Here is a 15,190-nt window from a genome sequence, read left to right as displayed (position 1 = left end):
TATTCTAGTGCTTACCATTTAAACTGTAAAGTGGTATACCAGGTTAAAGGCTCAGAAGGTATAATTCCCGGCCCAGGATAACCGGTCGCTCTTCTGGTAAAATAACGAGTATCTAAAACATTATTTACCCCTGTTTCCAGTTTAAATTTCTTATACCGATAAGAAACTGAAAAATCAAGGATGTGGTACGATGGGATTTCGCCAATAATACCATTACGACTATCTCCAGAAGGTGCATTAGTAGCATTGGTTACATCTGTAAACTGTTCTGACAAATAGGTAAATTGTGTATTGGCAAGAAAGTTTTTGTAACCAAATTTTAATCCGGTTTTTAAGTTCACTACTGGTATAAATTCGACTTTTTTACCTTTTACTCCTGCTTCTTCAGACTCTATATATTCTGATTCTGTAAAAGATGCATTAACAAACCAATTAAATCGGAAATCTGAGTTTCCCGCATAAAATGTATTAAGAATGTTCCAATCCATAAAAGTTTCTAACCCATAAATAAGTGCTTTCCCTATATTCTTTCTAACTCTATTTGCTCTGTCGTCTAATACGATCCCAATTCGATCATCGTATAGCAATCCAAAACCTCCAATATCATAAGACAGTTTATTTCCTCCTATTTTTCCTCTAACGCCAAAATCGGCAGTAAAACCTTCTTCATCAGAAATATCGGGATCAATTATAAAAGTTGGGCTTACTACTCGAATATCACTAAAAGTAACTGACCTATAATTCTGAGATAAATTGGCATATGCTTCTAAATGGGTATTTGGCTTATAACTGGCTCCAATACCAAAAAGTAAAAATGAGCGATCCAGAGTTCTGTTATCTACCAAGGTAGTATTAGATATAGGATTTCCTGCCAGATCAAAATTAACCTGATTATAACTTCCTTCGCTTTCGGTTTTAATATATTCAAATCTAAAACCAGGAGTTACTGAAAAGCGATCAGAAATATTAAAAATATTCTCTCCAAATATGGCTACATTCAGGTTAGGAAAATCAAAATCAGATTGGTTTGGGTAATCTGGAAATGCTTGCGTAGCAAAGTCAAAACTTGCATTAGTTCCGATACTTCCCGGACCTTGTCTAGAGTCATTATTAGCCTGGTAATATTTTGAGCCTATTAAAAAAACTGACTCCTTACCAAACAAATTGTATCTACTTAATAATCTAGCCTCTGCACCCCAATTTCTAAAGTTACCTACAATCAAATCACGTGGAAAAGCAAAATTACCATTAGCATCTGTTTCATCCACATCTGTAATAGGGTTTGAGTTTAGTATAAAAGGATTCCCTCTAAAACCTACTGCTTTTCGAGAAGCATCAAGACCAAAAAGATTTAAACTAAAATCGGTCTTATCAGAGAATTTATGTTCTAGTTTTAGGGAGAATAATTTCCAGTTTACATCAAACCAATTCCTGGTTCGATTGCTAAACTCTGGGTTTTCATCGAATTGAGTATCGGTTAGTCCTCCTGGTTGTTGTGCCAGGTAATCAAGATATGTGGCTTCAAAAGTTAGTTTTGTTTTATCGGTAAAAGTATATCCGACATTCGCATAAAAGTTTTTAGAATCAAATTCTGAATTTGGTCTATAACCGTCACCTTTTTTATAATTAAAATAAGTGTAATAACTAAACTTACCTAAAGTACCACTAATACTATTAAAACTCGTAAATAGATTAAATGATCCTAATGATTGCCTGGATATGAGTTCTATTTTTTTATTGGGATTGGGCTGCTTCATTTTAAAATTGATTAATCCCCCAAACTGAGTTCCATATTGTAATGATGCAGCTCCGCGAACAACCTGTATTTCACTCAAAGCTTCTGCAGGAGGAGTATAATAACTCTCGGGGTATCCTAAAACATCGGCACTTATATCGTAACCATTTTGTTTTATATTAAAATTGGCAGATCGGTTCGGATCTAATCCCCTACCTCCAATATTAAGTTGAAGGCCTGCATCACTGTTTTCGTATATATTTAATCCAACAACCTGAGCATAAATCTGCCTAGAATTATTTGAAGCTAAATTCCCAACTGTTTGGTCTACCAGAATTACTTCACTTTTTTTACCTGCAAAAATTGCAGTTCCTTCTACAGGTCTAAGTTGTTTGAGTCCAAAAATCTTTTCTTTTCGTTGTGTGATCAAAACTTCAGAAAGTTCTTCTCCCAAGGGTTTCAACACAAAATCTTTTGATTCATCGCCTTCAATCTTTATTTGCTGTTCCAGAATTTCAAAATCAAAACTAAAAATAGTAATCAGATACTCTCCTTTTGGTAAGTCTGCAAATTTAAATTGACCATCGGTATTTGTAATGGTCTGCTTACCGTTGGTTCTGTTATATACCTCTGCATTTGCAATAGGTTGATTATCTAAATTTGTTACTGTGCCCTTAAATTGATATTGCCCAAAAACTGAGCTTATCATTAATAATGTTCCAAAAAATACGCTATAATCCCTTAATTTCATCCTTAAATGGAATAATCCAATTTTTATGTTTAAATGATTCTTTTTGTTTTCCCAAATCTACTGTTGGATCTATATATTGTGTACTTAACCTTCCATTAAGTGTTACATAGCTCTCAACAAATACTTGTATGTTTTGATGCCCTTGACTTTCAAAATGTTTTTTTAGATAATGAGCATATTGTAATATAAAGTCAGGTTGCGATGCCATTTGTTTTTGTTGAAAAGCGGTAAGAAAATCGTCGTTATCAACATAAAATCGCTTTTTGGTTACACTATCAACAATTTTAAAATTAGCATAGCCCGCTTTTTCCATTAACATTACTCTCCATGAAAACCGAAACCCTTCTTCTGTCCAGAATAATTCTCCCGGGTATAATATATATCTAAACGGTAGAAGTAACTGAATCGCAAAGAATATAGTTATAGACGTTAAAAAGACTTTATTTTTCTTAGGAAAAAATTGTAATGCTGTATTGGTGTCAAACTGTAGCTTGTTTATTTTAAATACTTTGGAAATAAAATCTAATATCTTATGATGGAGACTAGCATCAAAAAATATCAATGTGCTTACAATCATAATATAAGGAAACATTCCTATAGGAAAAAGAACCCGGGTTAATACATGAAAGATAACGACCAGAATAAAAGCAAAAGGTCTCGTTTTTCTATATAATAACAATAGTGGAATTGTAAGATCATACATCGCACCCGAATAGCTAAATAGATAATGCATCCATTCTTTTTGCATCAAATCTCCCAAAAGAGGTACACCGTATTTAGAAGGCAACCATATTTTAAGAGGCATCGCTTTTACCAGCCAATCAGAATTAAGTTTTGCTAAACCTGCATAAAAATATACAATCCCCAAAAGTAATTTGATAGCATCAATTGTCCAGTTAGGGATTAATTGATAAGAAATTCTTTTCAGTTTCGCATCTAATGCATAATACCTATTTGCAGGTAAAAAAATCATTACAAAACTAAGTAAGCTTATAAAATAGTAATGGTTAAGATATGTTGTCTTGTCCATTAACTCTATGTAAGTAAAACTGATAAAAAAAGTAACTATTGCAATCCTATATTTGAAACCAAGTGCTATAAAAATTGTAGAAATTCCGCATATGGCAAAAATAATGTAGGTATAGATTCCGATAGGTTTTATCCATTCGAAACCATAATATGAGAAAAAAAACTTAGGCTGAATGTATAGTTTATCGATCCATCCGTAGCTCCAAAAACGAATAATACTAATTAGCATCATTACTCCAAAAAAAATACGAAAGACTGCAAGTGGTGCAGCCTCCGTTGTTTTTTTCAGATATTCGTTAAGTTTAAAAGTCATCTAACAATATATGCAAATTTAATCTCCATCGGCATCAACAAAATCTACACGTATAGACATTGCAGAAAGCATATCTACCTTAAGAAAAACTACATTTTTCTGTAATTCATCATAGGTTTGTGTCATTAAACTATTGTTGGTACGAACCTGAGATGAGAAATCGTCATCCAGACTTGATGCTTTTGTTCTTGCAGTATTAAATTGGTTATTGATAAGCGTACTTAAATCTTCGCCATTTTTAATTGTATTTAAGAAATCTAAATATGTTTTTAAACTTTCTCCTGTAGTCGTGCTCCCAAAATGTTTTCCATTAAAAAAATCTTGTAATGCACTAAGATTAGCATTAAAAAGTGCCTTAGATATATCTGTCTTATAAAAAGCTTCTACTGTATTATCTAATGGAGACCCCGAGAACACACCTGCAGGTATTCCTATTTTGGCTGCACGTAAATGCTTTTCATAATGAAAAATAAAATCATTAGTCAATTTATCTACCGAGCTTGTTGCAGAAGATCCACTATTACTTATAAAAGTACCTCTATAACTTCCTTTCCAGTCGTTTAAAACCTCATCGGTAAGATTATTCATACGGTCTACCAAATCAGTTAAATACTTTTTATAACCAGCAGCATTAGCATTGGTAGTATAAAACTCTACGATTCCTGTATCGGTACCTGATAATCCATTCAAAAGATAATCCAAAGCTCCAAATCCTTGTTCGTCTTGTTTTGTTACCGAAGTAAAATCATACGTTCCCGAAGTAATATTAGATTCTATTTCGGCTACAGTAACAGGATATACATTCATAAAATTTCGTAGCGAAAGTTCTTCTGCTTTTCCTATTTCAAACATACTCACCGATTGCCATGAGGTATATGCTTTTATCCAAGCATTCCTTAGCGCAACAAGATTTGCTGTATCGGTTGTAGTTACAAAAGTAGAGGTTGCCGTTTTTAAAGCAGTTATATCGGTAGAAAAACTTTGATACGAAGGTATAACTATATTATCTGCTATATTAGTTAATAAGGCTTTTCGGTCAAAATTATCTGTATTATCGCCTGTACCATTTGAATCATCACTCGATGAGCAGCCCACTATAAAAACCAGCGTGGCCAAAACTAAAAATAATGATTTCTTCATCTTATTTTTATTTATTCTTAATAAATTTTTGCAAATGTAAAAAAAGAGGTTGGAAATGTTATAATTTCCAACCTCTTTTTTTAAACTTTATGAATTGTTCATTATTCTAGCTACCAGCTTGTCCTACAGTAAAACTAAATTTACCTGCAATAGTTTCGGAAATTGATTGCAAAGTTGCCGGAGTTACATCCCAAAGTCCGTTAGTACCTCCCATTAACTGATCTATTAATCCTTGAACCTCGGTTCTTGTTAAATAAGGAACATTACCTTGTGATTTTCTTGTAAATTGTAGACTATATACAAATCCAAACCCTTCAGATAGGTCGTGAAATGCACTAGCATAATCTACAGTAGAGGCCTCTAACGCATTTTTTCCTTGTTGTAAATAATATACCGCTCTTATCGCAATAACTTGTGATATTTTTTCTCTAATAATCGCTGCTTGCGCATCACGTACATCATACCTCTTTGCAACAATGGCTGCCCTACCTAGCTTAAATGCATCAAATATTTCTTTTGCAATACCTGCAAAATCAGAATCTCCTTCTACTCTTCCAATATACTTATTGAGAAAACTATCATCTTTACCTATAGTTTTATTTGGGTCTGCTTTATCCTGAGAAGCTCCATATAAATAACCGTAAGCTTCATCCCATTTATGCTCCATTGTAGTGTAAGGCTTACCTTCTGCTACCACACCATTATTATTATCTGCTACATTAGAAGCTTCATCTAAAACTGCAGTTCCCAAATAATTATTTAAAGCTTGATCAGTCATTAAAGCTCCTATCAAACTCTTGGCAAATGCTTGGTTTAATTCTAATCCTTTTGCATTAACATATCTATTAGATCCTCCACCAGCTTCTTGTATAACTCCCGCTACACCAGCTGAAGCACTTGTTTCCCAATTAGGAAAAACATTATCTACCTGACTTTTTATCCACTCATCAAATTTTCCCTTTATAACTGCAGCATCTGTTGCGTTATCAGAAAAATAATCTCTTGACGCAGCCGTTTTGCTTCTTACACTTTTACCAGATGCATTTAGATTAGCATCAGAAAAATCATTTGTTCCTTCTACATGAGCAAACATTGCATCCAAAATAGCTTCAGTACTTGTTCTATCTTTTAATTTACTTACAATTTCTTCGGCCATTGCAATACGCGTAGTTTGACCTCCAAAACTTACAGAGCTTTCATTATTACGTTCAAAAACGTAGTTTGCGGGTGCCACTACTTCTGGAGTAGTATCATCATCTGAAGAACAAGATCCTAAAACAAAGGCTCCTGATATACATACGATTTTTAGCAAATTTTTAATTTTCATTTCTTTTATTTAGACTTAATATCAATAACTTATGAGTTCGCAAATATATTCATCAAAATGAACTTGACAAAGTTTATTTATTCTAAATCTAAATTAATTTTAAACTTCAGTAAAGAAAGAAAATTACTATGCTGGTTTTAAGTGTGATACAGACTAATGATACAACGAAAATATTTTGGTAGCCTCGTTATGCGAAGATTCAAAACTTAGCGTTTTGATATTCGTTTCGGCATTCACCGTTGTAAAATATGAGATCATACGTTCTGTAGGCATATTACCAGTCAATTCATCTTTTGCCATTGGGCATCCTCCAAATCCTTGAATAGCTCCATCAAAACGTCTGCATCCTGCTTTATATGCAGAATCTACTTTCTCAAACCAGGTTGTTGGTGTAGTATGCAAATGCGCTCCAAATTCAATTTCTGGATAAGCCGGAATTAAATTCGAAAACAAGTAATCAATAATTTCTGGTGAAGAAGTACCAACAGTATCTGATAATGAAAGAATCTTCACCCCCATCTTGCTTAATTTCTCGGTCCACTCTCCTACTATTTCTACACTCCATGGATCTCCATAAGGATTACCAAACCCCATAGAAAGATAAGCCACCACTTCTTTATTTGCTTTATCTGCGATGTGTAATATTTCTTGTAATGTAGCTACAGATTCTGCAATAGTTTTATGTGTATTTCTCATTTGGAAATTTTCTGAAATCGAGAAAGGATATCCCAAATAATTGATTGCTTCATGTTGTACTGCATCATTAGCACCGCGAACATTAGCAATAATTGCCAACAATTTACTTCTGGTATCAGAAAGATCTAATTGCGACAAAACCTCTGCAGTATCTACCATTTGCGGTATTGCTTTTGGTGAAACAAAACTCCCAAAATCTATGGTATCAAAACCACACCGTAACAATGACTGAATATACTGAACTTTTTTTTCGGTAGGAATGAATTCTTTTATACCCTGCATAGCATCTCGAGGGCATTCAATAATTTTTACGTTTTCGGTCATTTTAGAGTAGCAAACTAAGAAATATTCAATTGTGTGTATAAAAGTATGATTATTTTTTAAAATCTAAAGCGTTTCGACACGATTAGAAACCTCATCTGATTTTATCATTTTACAAAAACTATGCAAAAAAGGGCTTCATAAAAGAAAACGTATTCTATTTATTTTTTCTTACTGTACTCATTAGGTGTACAATGATACATTTCTTTAAAACACTTACTAAAATATGCATGATCATTAAAACCAACACTATATCCTACTTGAGATACATTAATATCGGATTTTTTAAGTAATTGTGCCGCTAATTTTAGGCGTTGAGATCGAATAAATTCTGAAGCAGACAACCCTGTTAATGCTTTCAACTTTCTGTGCAGTTGCATACGACTCATACCTAATGCCTGACTAAACAGTTCTATCGAAAAAGAAGATTCTACCAAATTTTCGTCCAATACCTTTTGCATACGGCTTAAAAATTGCTCCTCTACAGAGGTTATAGTTACATCTTTTGGTCTTAAAATAACTTCCTGACTGTATCGCGATTGTAATTTTTTGCGAACTTCTATCAGTTTGTTTATACGTTCTTTTAGTACGCCTTCATGAAATGGTTTAGTGATATAATCATCTGCACCTGTCTTTATGCCTTCTAATTTGTTTTCATCTCCTGCTTTTGCAGTTAATAGAACAATAGGGATATGACTAGTACGCTCATCACTTTTTAATGCATTACATAGCTCAACACCATCTTTTACTGGCATCATAATATCACTAATAATAATATCTGGGATATACACTATGGCTTGTTCAATCCCTTCCTTTCCATTTTTGGCTTTTACGATGGTATAACGTTTTGTAAATATATGCTCTACATAACTTCGAATATCATCATTATCATCTACAATGAGCAAAATGGGTAAATCTACATTTGTTTTATCGGCTTCTACAGCTTGTTCTTCTTTATATTCACTAATAGAGTTACCTATTTCACTTCTGGAAATAGCAATAGAATCATCTATAAATTCTTTTTTAGAAAAAGATTTTTTAGCAATAGGTAATGTTACAGTGAAGACTGTCCATTCATTAGGAATGCTTTCTACACTTATAGTTCCTTTATGCAACGAGACCAATTCCTTTACCAAAGCCAAACCAATACCAATTCCTTCTTTGTTTTCGTTAATCTGATAAAATCGTTCAAAAACTTTGACTTCTTCTTCTTTGGTAAGCCCTTTACCTGTATTCTTTACCACAAAGTGTAATTCATTTTCTTTTACCGTAGCATTGCATACCATAGATCCCTTGTTTGGTGTATACTTTATGGCATTAGATACCAGATTTACAACTACCTTTTCTACTATATCCTTATCAAACCATGTTATAGCCTGGGTTTTATTTATATACGTGAGGTAGTTAATCTTTTTTTCTGTGGCCAAATATGTAAAACTATCGGCTATACTCCCTATAAAAGAGATTACATCTTGTTGACTTATCTTAAGCTTTAAATTTCCTGTTTCTATTTTCGAAAGGTCTAAAAGTTGATCTACCAGAGAAAGTAACTTATGTGAGTTGCGTTGCGCCATTTCAAAATTGGCACGTTCAATCGGATCAAGTTTTTCTTTTTTAAGTTGCTGTTGAATAGGTCCCGAAATTAAGGTAAGAGGCGTACGAAATTCATGAGAAATATTAGCGAAAAATTTAGATTTTGCTTTATCTAGTTCTTGTAATTTTTTGGTAGTTTTTTTAAACATACTATACCTTCCTAATAAATATATTGCTATTAAGAGAAAAAGAACACAACTACCGATAAAATATATAGATTGATAAAAAGGTTGATGAACAATGAATATTAATTCTCGTACTGCTAACACATTTTTATCTTCATCAAGTGCTTGAATGGTTAAATTCTTTTTGCCAGCAGTCAGATCAAAAAGACTTAGCACATTTTCTGTTTTTATAGGAATCCATTTTTCCGAATTTAATCGGTATTTATACGCTATAGAATCTAAAACATAAGGCTTAGAAATAGAAAAATCTAATACTACATTTCGTTCTCCTTCTTTAAGATCTATAGTAGAATAACCCTCGATAGAAGGCCTGCTTTTTAAAACATTATTAGCCACAAAACTGCTTATATCAATGCTATGTTTAAAATGCTGAGTGGTTTTAACCACAGGCTGGGTAGAACGAAATATTCTTCCTCGTTTCGATGCCCATACAAATCCGCTTCTATCTAAGTTTAAGAAAACACCATCTTTCATAGGTTCTGGTGTTTCTAACCACTCATATTTTTTTGTATGCCTATTGTAAAGTGCATTTCCCAAATTAACTACATTAACCAATAAAGTACTATCGCTTAAGGGAATTGCAGATCGAATAACATTATCAGCACGACTCCATTTCTCATGTACTTTGGTTTCAAAACGTGAAAACTGCTTGGTTTCTACATTAAACTCTACCATTCCTAAACCATGAGTAGGCATTAAAAATACATTATCATAGCGTATAATATCATGAAAATTATGAGGATAGATATAAGGGGCATCTTTAATCTGGTAATGCTCTATGTGATCGTTTTTGATGTTAATTTTATAAAAACCATCAGGTAGTGCCACCCAAATGATATTATTTTTTGCGTTTACAAAAAAAGATTCTACAGCATGTGAGCTATTACGATGATGAATATCAATCCCGTTGGTTAAATACTTCTTTAAAACAATATTCGATTTTTTATCTACGATATAGATTCCATTAGAAGTACCTACATATAATGTATCGGCTATTGATTTCAATTGTAAAATGAAATTTCGCCAATTAGGAAGATGTAACGGTTCTTCTAAAAATATTTTTTCTGAAGTACGTTTTTCTAGATTTATCTTATACAATCCTTTACGTTCTCCATACCAAATAACATCATTATCAATCAAAAACCTTGTTCCAGCCTGATTCCCTACATCCAGATTATGAAAACGAGATAAAAAACTAGTCACATTTACAGCAGAATATCCATTATACCGATATAAACCATCTTCTATAAGTGACCAAATAATCCCTTCTTCATCTTCATAAAATACATCAATATTTTCCCATGCCTGAAGCCCATCATCAGAAGTGATAATTATTTCTTCAAATACAACTTTTGTCGGATTTACTACAGATTCCTGAGCCCAACATAAGTAAGAAGAGGTAAGAAATAACAAAAAAATGTAAGAGAAATTTTTGATACTAAAGATAAATTTAAGTTGTACAAACGGTTATAATCAAAATTACAATGATACATTATTTTCATTAGCATCATTATACCATATGTAACCAATATTGTTACATAATTTATAGAATTGCTATCTGTTAAAGTACGAAAAGTTTATTTCACTTTTAGAAAGAAAATCAAAAGAAATAGGCTGTTTACATTTCAAAAAACACCCCTAACAAAAGGGGTACCTCCCCCTATTTCTTAATGTTACATAATTCATAGTCTTTGTTACATACCTTATAACGATCCTCTTTTACATATTCTAGCTTTACACAATCAAGTCTAAAAATAAAGTCTGATTCATTGATCGATATACAGGCATGAATAAAAAAAGAAAGATTTACAAAGGACACCTCAATCATTCTCCTACAAATAGTATATACCTAAATATAACCCATTTAGAAAACGGAACCTATACATTAAAAATCACACACAAAAACAAAATCATTAAGGAAATAAAATTTAAAAAATAAGAGATCAATAAAGGTAACAATATTCGTTGCGTAATGATATAAAGCTGTAAAACTCTAAAAGTAAAGAAATGAAAACAAAAAGATTCAATGTACTATTATTAATCATCCTTACAGCCACCCATTTTTCATGTGACTTAGATGATGACAATACTACTCCTATACGAGGAGGAGGAGAACTTTCTTTAACCTTTACAGTACAGACCGAAGAAGATCAAATGGGTGAATTTGCAGGAGTTGCAATGGCTATTTTTGATGGAAAAATTTATGCTGCCGGAGGTTATAATACATATGGTAGTTCTGGGCCTTATTTTCTTTGGTCTAGCAATAACGGTATTGATTGGGCTACCATTCCTCTTTCTAGCACTACACCAGCAAGCTTTACATCTTTTCGTTCGGGGGCTACATTAACTACGTTTAATGGTCAGCTTTGGCTTATAGGCGGTAAAGACAGTGCAGATGTTCCATATACCAATATATGGCATTCAACAGATGGGATTTCCTGGAATGAATTATCACCTCCTTTTGGAGCTTTACCGGCTCATGAAACCTTGGTATATAACAGTAAAATGTATGTGACAAAAGGCAATCACACAACTAACCAAACCGAGGTATGGTCAACAGCAAATGGTTTAAACTGGATACAAGAAACCGATAATGCGTTCCCTGGAAGAGCAGGACAAAAAGGTGTTGTTTTTAATGATGCAATGTATTTATTAGGAGGAGAAGATATAGCCGCCAACAAAGTAAACGAAATATGGACCAGTACCAATGGTAGTTTATGGACAGAAGTTAGCCCTACTACGCTGTTTTCAGAAAGAAATGCACATTCTGCAACAGTTTACAACGATAAAGTATGGGTCATTGCTGGTAAAGATAACCTTACCGAGTTTAATAACGAGATATGGTATTCATCAGATATGATGACCTGGACCAGCTATGAAGGCCCCAGGCCAGGAAGAGAAGGTATCAATAGTTACACAGCATTAGTATTTAATGATGAGATATGGCTTTTTGGAGGCAATCAATCCGATGGTACAGGAGGTTCCCGAAGAACCGGTGAAATACGAAGCTTAAAAGAAGATTAAGAACTTCTTGATTAAAGAAAGTAAAAAAACAAAAAAGTAGCACTTATCAAAATCTAAACCTTAGAAAAATGAAAACATCAAAATCTATTTTATATACATTTTTATTATCGCTATCGATCGCCATATTCTTGTCTTGTTCTAACGATGATAACGGCCCCGGAATAGATCCCAATCAAGAAATCATATTAGCAACATTTGATTATTCTAATCTTAGTGTAAACAGCTTGCCTAATATGATTATAGCCAATAATGCAGAAGGAGAGATCTTAGCTACTGTAGAAACCAATAAAATACCAGGAGTTTACACGCTAATCGCAAAAGGTTATGCTTCTAATAGTTTTATGCTTACTACCCTTTTAGAAACCGATAGTTATAAAGGTCTAATCACTATCAAAGATGTACCTGTAGGTAGTAGTGCAATTGCTCCCAATTATCACCCTACCAGAAATGGTAGCATAAAGTTCACTCTAAATCTAACAGGGGCTACTCAAATCAGGCTTTCTGTTTATGGACTAAAAAACAGAACTATTACCGATGGAGTCGATCCCCTAACCAGTGCTCCTACCAAAACCTATGCATATAATAAAGAAAGTTCTGCTGATAAAATTTTTCTAAAAATAAAGTATAAGCCAAATGATGTAGATCCTGTGGTTTATGGATATACATGGATCGATAATTATAAAGAAACTGAAAATAGAACTTTGAGTTTTGCAGATTTCACCATAGTACCTACACGCTCTATAACGTTAAATGATACTTCAGACAGAAATTACGCTGATCTTTCTGCTATTTATGACACCAACAGATATGTTAATCTCGAAAGTAATTTTCCTCAACATATGGAAATCACTGATGGCTTTGAGTATTACTTAACAAGCTATGGAGCATCATATCCTGATGGAGTACGACATAGCAAAGCAATTAAAACTAATATTTTACCTGAAATAGTATCTGTTACAAAACCAAACTGGGATTTTTCATACACCTCTACATCAAACAGTCTACAAGTACAACCATCCGGCATTTATTTATGTACCAATATCGAAACTCAAATTATAAATCCCGCCGCCAAAAACCTTTTTTGGGACATTACCATTCCGAATAATGGCACAAATAAAGTAACACTTCCACAACTACCAGAAAGTCTCTCTGATTATACCAATTATTTTGAAGACACTTCTCGTTTCGAAGAGAATTATGTGAATTTGATCAATTTACCTAATAATTTCAATTATGCAGATTATATACAAGATGCAATAGATCGAACTTATGAACTGGTGGAGCAAAATGGAGAATCTATTAGAATTCGGTTTAATCCATAAAACCATCATGACACATATCAAAAAAATGAAATACAAACAGATAAAACATATCGCTTTTTTAATTGCAGTACTGGTACTCACATCGGTTTCTGCTCAGAACAATAATTGTAGTAAATTTTATGCTAGCGAGAAAGGCAAAAAACTAACCATTCATCAATATAATAAAAAGGAACGTCTCTCTACCATAACCGAATTTAAGGTAACCGATGTAAAAAACACAACTACTCAAAGTGTTATTACTATTGCTATGCATCTAAAAAATGGCAAGAACAATAAATCAATTGTCACCTCATCATTTAAAGCCAATTGTTCGGGAAAAACGACTCGTTTAGATCCCGAATCTTTTATTGCCCCTGGTATACTTGATCAATATAACGACATGGAATATAGTATTACGGGAGATGACATCTCTTTCCCCAATAGTTTAACTATTGGTCAGGAATTACCTAATGCATCTGTACACATGTCTGTAAATGCGGGAATCATGAACATAAATATGACCACCAATATGCAAAACAGAAAAGTAATTGCAAAAGAGCAAGTTACTACCCCTGCAGGAACTTTTGATTGCTATGTAATTACCTATACCAACGAGTTAACCATGGGAATGACCACGATACAACACACTAAACAATGGATAGCAGAAGGTGTGGGTATGGTAAAAGAAGAAACACGCAAAGCAAACGGAAAACTAATCACAAAAAGCATCTTATATCAAATTAATTAAAATTAAATCATTATGAAAAAAGTAGCCACATTAATCGTATCATTCATTTTTATAGTTTCATCCCAGGCACAAGACTCTGGATTTGACGCCAAAACAAAGGGGAGTTTTATTGCTAACGGAAGTGTTAATGTTTATTTCACTACCCGAAAAAGAAATGATGACAAAGCAACCGCATTTACTACCAGAATAACGCCAAAAGTTGGATATTTTGTAATCGATAATCTTGCCGTTGGTCTCGAATTAGGCATTAATACAAACAAAGAAAAGCAAGATTCAGATTTTGGAGATATAGAAACGACCACTAATGGTTTTGGTATAGGACCTTTTGCACGTTATTACCTAGAAAACAACATCTATTTCGAAGGTCTTATTGGTATAGCAAGTTCTAAAACAACTAGCAATGGAGGATTGCTTGGCTCAACAGATATAAAATCAAATATTTTTGGTTTTAGAGTTGGGGCTGGTTACGCTTTTTTCCTCGGAAATCATGTCGCCATCGAACCTAGTGTAAGCTATTCCTGGGAAGATGTCAATCCCAAAGGTGCACCATCGAATTACAAAGAAAGCTTGTCTTCTATTTTTCTGGGGATTGGTATTTCTGCTTTCTTTTAACCCGAATTATCAATCTTGTTTACCTTAAAGGATAAGATTAAATCAATATGCCACACTGAGCTTGTCGAAGTGATTCCAAATTTGTGTTTTCAAAAATCTTCGACAGGTTTCCTGAGTTTATCGAAGGACTCTGACCGACAACTAAAAACTTAACTAAACGACATCATAAATGGAAAACAAAGGGTACGCCTAAAAATAAAATTGATAGTAATCTATATGCCTAATACAACACTAACCTATACTAACATAACGTGAATAATAGATAAGAAATTTTCGTCAATTTGAGTGCCAAATCTCTGATTTGATGTATCGAAAACAAGAAAATTTATAGCTAAAAAACACTTCTCTATACTAAATTCTTACAGAATTTCGAAGTGACGTATCCTGCTCTTAAACAGTATTCACGTTAACATAG

At 33.2% G+C, this 15,190-nt stretch carries 10 protein-coding genes; 4 read left to right on the top strand and 6 right to left on the bottom strand.

What is annotated here, in order from left to right:
- Positions 1–11 precede the first annotated feature (11 nt).
- From NNH57_RS00525 to NNH57_RS00500, 6 genes are all read right to left on the bottom strand, one after another.
- A complete protein-coding gene (locus NNH57_RS00525; RefSeq protein ID WP_108808473.1) occupies positions 12–2,486 on the bottom strand; it encodes a TonB-dependent receptor domain-containing protein in 2,475 nt (824 codons plus the stop codon).
- The gene (locus NNH57_RS00520) at positions 2,467–3,828 is read right to left on the bottom strand and encodes an HTTM domain-containing protein (protein WP_074408120.1); all 1,362 of its coding nucleotides are present in this window, start codon (positions 3,826–3,828) and stop codon (positions 2,467–2,469) included. Before NNH57_RS00520 ends, NNH57_RS00525 begins: the two co-directional genes overlap by 20 nt.
- Positions 3,829–3,846: 18 nt before the next feature.
- Positions 3,847–4,968, bottom strand: coding sequence for an imelysin family protein (locus NNH57_RS00515; RefSeq protein WP_074408121.1), 1,122 nt, complete (start codon positions 4,966–4,968; stop codon positions 3,847–3,849).
- Positions 4,969–5,074: 106 nt separating this feature from the next.
- Positions 5,075–6,295, bottom strand: a complete 1,221-nt coding sequence (locus tag NNH57_RS00510) for a DUF4856 domain-containing protein (protein ID WP_108808472.1) — start codon at positions 6,293–6,295, stop codon at positions 5,075–5,077.
- A gap of 153 nt (positions 6,296–6,448) precedes the next feature.
- On the bottom strand, positions 6,449–7,315 hold the full coding sequence (locus NNH57_RS00505; protein ID WP_074408123.1) for a hydroxymethylglutaryl-CoA lyase: 867 nt from the start codon (positions 7,313–7,315) through the stop codon (positions 6,449–6,451).
- Between the two features lie 158 nt (positions 7,316–7,473).
- Positions 7,474–10,503, bottom strand: coding sequence for a response regulator (locus tag NNH57_RS00500; RefSeq protein WP_108808471.1), 3,030 nt, complete (start codon positions 10,501–10,503; stop codon positions 7,474–7,476).
- A gap of 594 nt (positions 10,504–11,097) precedes the next feature.
- Between NNH57_RS00500 and NNH57_RS00495 the strand changes: the two genes are divergently transcribed.
- The 4 genes from NNH57_RS00495 (at position 11,098) to NNH57_RS00480 (ending at position 14,775) form a co-directional block, all read left to right on the top strand.
- Complete coding sequence (locus NNH57_RS00495) at positions 11,098–12,114, top strand: Kelch repeat-containing protein (RefSeq protein ID WP_074408125.1); 1,017 nt, start codon at positions 11,098–11,100, stop codon at positions 12,112–12,114.
- A gap of 68 nt (positions 12,115–12,182) precedes the next feature.
- Positions 12,183–13,436, top strand: a complete 1,254-nt coding sequence (locus NNH57_RS00490; protein WP_132066272.1) for a hypothetical protein — start codon at positions 12,183–12,185, stop codon at positions 13,434–13,436.
- A 25-nt stretch (positions 13,437–13,461) separates the two neighbouring features.
- Entirely contained in the window at positions 13,462–14,163 is a 702-nt protein-coding gene (locus NNH57_RS00485) for a TapB family protein (protein ID WP_074408579.1), read from the top strand.
- A 12-nt stretch (positions 14,164–14,175) separates the two neighbouring features.
- Positions 14,176–14,775 carry an autotransporter outer membrane beta-barrel domain-containing protein gene (locus NNH57_RS00480; protein WP_074408127.1) on the top strand — a complete coding sequence of 200 codons (600 nt, stop codon included), beginning with the start codon at positions 14,176–14,178 and terminating at the stop codon, positions 14,773–14,775.
- Positions 14,776–15,190 lie beyond the last annotated feature (415 nt).

It is taken from the genome of Aquimarina spinulae, from assembly GCF_943373825.1.
Lineage (GTDB): Bacteria > Bacteroidota > Bacteroidia > Flavobacteriales > Flavobacteriaceae > Aquimarina > Aquimarina spinulae.
Note: the sequence above shows the minus strand (reverse complement) of the source record. Positions and strands in the feature narration are given on the sequence as shown.

Bases quoted from the DNA above. Each gene is read 5' to 3' on its own strand.
- NNH57_RS00525 (WP_108808473.1), bottom strand. From the start codon at position 2,486: ATGAAATTAAGGGATTATAGCGTATTTTTTGGAACATTATTAATGATA.
- NNH57_RS00520 (WP_074408120.1), bottom strand. From the start codon at position 3,828: ATGACTTTTAAACTTAACGAATATCTGAAAAAAACAACGGAGGCTGCA.
- NNH57_RS00515 (WP_074408121.1), bottom strand. From the start codon at position 4,968: ATGAAGAAATCATTATTTTTAGTTTTGGCCACGCTGGTTTTTATAGTG.
- NNH57_RS00510 (WP_108808472.1), bottom strand. From the start codon at position 6,295: ATGAAAATTAAAAATTTGCTAAAAATCGTATGTATATCAGGAGCCTTT.
- NNH57_RS00505 (WP_074408123.1), bottom strand. From the start codon at position 7,315: ATGACCGAAAACGTAAAAATTATTGAATGCCCTCGAGATGCTATGCAG.
- NNH57_RS00495 (WP_074408125.1), top strand. From the start codon at position 11,098: ATGAAAACAAAAAGATTCAATGTACTATTATTAATCATCCTTACAGCC.
- NNH57_RS00490 (WP_132066272.1), top strand. From the start codon at position 12,183: ATGAAAACATCAAAATCTATTTTATATACATTTTTATTATCGCTATCG.
- NNH57_RS00485 (WP_074408579.1), top strand. From the start codon at position 13,462: ATGAAATACAAACAGATAAAACATATCGCTTTTTTAATTGCAGTACTG.
- NNH57_RS00480 (WP_074408127.1), top strand. From the start codon at position 14,176: ATGAAAAAAGTAGCCACATTAATCGTATCATTCATTTTTATAGTTTCA.